Source organism: Bacteroides cellulosilyticus DSM 14838 (genome assembly GCF_000158035.1).
GTDB lineage: Bacteria > Bacteroidota > Bacteroidia > Bacteroidales > Bacteroidaceae > Bacteroides > Bacteroides cellulosilyticus.
In genome coordinates, this window is the sequence record NZ_EQ973488.1 from 320,905 (window position 1) to 324,080 (window position 3,176).

1 protein-coding gene is annotated in these 3,176 nt (G+C 49.2%); it reads left to right on the forward strand.

The window, feature by feature from the left end; translation table 11 throughout:
- The coding region (locus tag BACCELL_RS02675; RefSeq protein ID WP_007209983.1) for a family 78 glycoside hydrolase catalytic domain at positions 1 to 3,012 on the forward strand (3,012 nt) is incomplete at its 5' end.
- Between the last annotated feature and the right edge of the window lie 164 nt (positions 3,013 to 3,176).

Below are 3,176 nucleotides of genomic sequence, written 5' to 3' on the forward strand. Positions count from 1 at the left end.
ACAGGCCCTATCCGCAGCAATAATGAGTACGATGGCGAAGAATACGATGCACGCAAGGAATTAGGAGACTGGAATCGGACAGGCTATGATGATACGAATTGGATACCCGCCGGGCACGTCAGCATTCCCTCAGGAACCTTGCGTGCGCAAATGATGCCGGGCATGAAAGTAACGGAAAGCCTGAAGCCTGTTTCTATCCGGAAACAGGGAGACAAACAGATTTTGGACATCGGTCAGAATATGGCAGGATGGCTACGTATTCGTATCAAAGGCCAGGCAGGAGACAGTATCCGTCTCCGCTTTGCCGAGCGCTTGCAACCGGATGGCGAAATTTTTACGAAGAATCTACGCGACGCACATTGCACGGATATATATGTTGTCAGCGGACGTGAACCACAAGATGCCACCTGGGCTCCCCGCTTTGTATACCACGGTTTCCGCTATGTGGAAATCAGCGGTTATCCCAATGCCAAGACCGAAGATTTTACAGCTGAAGTAGTAGATGACGAAATGGCTCATACCGGGACCTTCACCTGCTCGGATGAAACACTCAATCAGGTATTGCGCAATGCTTTTTGGGGTATCCGCAGTAACTACAAAGGTATGCCCGTCGACTGCCCGCAACGCAACGAACGCCAACCTTGGTTGGGAGACCACGCGATGGGTTCCTGGGGTGAAAGCCTCTTTTTCAACAATCATGCCCTATACAACAAATGGACACGTGATATTCGTGAAGCACAGCGTGAGGACGGCTGCATCCCGGATGTAGCTCCGGCCTATTGGAATTACTATTCGGATAATGTCACCTGGCCAGCTACCCTTCTCCTGGTATGCGACATGCTTTTCACCAACTACGGTGACCGGCGCGCAATCGAAGAGAATTACCCGGCTTTAAAGAAATGGGTATCTCATATCCGCGAGTATTACCTGACCAAGGAATTCATTATTACCAAAGACAAATACGGTGACTGGTGCGTACCTCCCGAATCTTTGGAAATGATTCATAGCAATGACCCTGCCCGCAAAACGGATGGTGCGCTTATAGCTACTGCCTACTATCTGAAAGTCCTGCAACTGATGCATCGTTTTGCAAGCCTGCAAGGTCTAACCGCCGAAGCCGAAGAATGGGGAGCACTGGAAGGCCGGATAAAAGATGCCTTCAACGCACGTTTCCTTCATGTGAAGGAAGGTACTTCCCCCGTACCCGGACATACTTTATATCCGGACAGCATCTTCTACGGTAACAACACGGTTACCGCCAATATTCTGCCGCTTGCTTTCGGACTTGTCCCCAAACAGTACATGGACGAAGTTGCCAAGAATACCGTGGCTACCATTATCACTACCAATAAAGGACATATCAGCACCGGAGTCATCGGTACACAATGGCTGCTACGCGAACTAAGCCGCCGTGGTCATGCCGATGTCGCCTATCTTCTGGCCACTAATAAGACTTATCCTTCGTGGGGATATATGGCCGCGCAAGGCGCCACCACCATCTGGGAACTCTGGAATGGCGACAAAGCAAATCCCGGGATGAACAGTGGAAATCACGTCATGCTCTTAGGCGACCTGCTTCCCTGGTGCTTCAACAATCTGGCAGGCATCCGTGCCGACCGTTGGAAACCCGGCTATAAATATATCATCTTCCAGCCTGCCTTTGACATTCAGGAACTAAGCAATGTAGATGCCTCCTACACAAGCATCTACGGAAAAATAACCAGCCGGTGGAAAAAGACCCCGACACATCTGGAATGGGACATTGAACTCCCCGCCAACACTACAGGCGAAGTATATCTTCCCGGCGGGCGGAAAGAAATGGTAGGTTCGGGCAAGCATCACTTCAGTGTAGATATCCCTACCCGGAATGTAGCTATCCTGAGTGACGAGTTCCTATATGAGAAAGCCTCCTTCCCGGAATGTCATGGAGCCACCATCGTAGAATTGAAAAACGGGGATCTTGTCGCTTCGTTTTTCGGCGGTACCAAAGAGCGCAATCCGGATTGTTGCATCTGGGTGTGTCGCAAGCCGAAAGGTGCCAAAGAATGGACCTCTCCACAACTCGCTGCCGACGGCGTATTTTCAATAAAAGATGCGCAGGCAACCTTGGCAGGCATTGATTCCACTTGTACTCCTGTGACAAATGCCCGGGGAAAACTGGTTGCCCGCCGGAAAGCTTGCTGGAACCCGGTACTTTTCCAGATTCCGGGAGGTGATCTGATTCTCTTCTATAAAATAGGCTTGAACGTAGGCGACTGGACGGGCTGGCTCGTGCGCTCTCGCGACGGAGGAAAGACCTGGAGTAAACGTGAACCGTTGCCGGAAGGATTCCTCGGTCCTATCAAGAATAAACCGGAGTACATTAATGGTCGTATCATCTGTCCTTCCAGCAGAGAAGGTGGCAAGGGATGGCGCATTCATTTCGAAATTTCCGATGACAACGGCAAGACCTGGAAGACAACGGAATCACTGGCTGCGGAGTTTTCCGTACTTACTCAGCACCGTAAAAAAGGAAGTGTCAACGTAGATGATCAGGAAGGTGGCGAGGCCGTCAAAGGTGAAGGTCCAAAACCAATATATGCGATACAGCCCAGCATACTGATGCACAAAGACGGAAGATTACAAGTATTGTGCCGCACACGCAATGCCCGGATTGCCACAGCCTGGAGCAATGATAATGGCGATACCTGGAGCAAAGTAACACTTCTGGATGTTCCGAATAATAATTCGGGAACGGATGCCGTAACATTACAGGACGGTCGCCATGTACTCATCTACAATAATTTCTCGACACTACCCGGCACTCCCAAAGGACCTCGAACTCCTCTCTGTGTAGCCATTTCAGAAGATGGTATAAATTGGCAACCTGTGCTTACATTGGAAGACAGCCCTATCAGTCAATATTCCTATCCAAGTATTATTCAGGGAAAAGATGGTAGGCTGCATGCTGTTTATACATGGAGAAGGCAGCGAGTTAAATATGCAGAAATAGATTTATCAAAACTTCGATAAAAATTTTCCGTATATCAAGCGAAGCGGATGTGCCGAAAATAAATCTGGCACATCCGCTCATTTTTTCTTCTCAGAAGTTTTTTTTATGATTCCTTCTTCCTAGAAGTTTTTCCTTATGCAACGTTTCGTCGCTCCTTGTCCATTTTCCCTTATGGCGCTGTCGG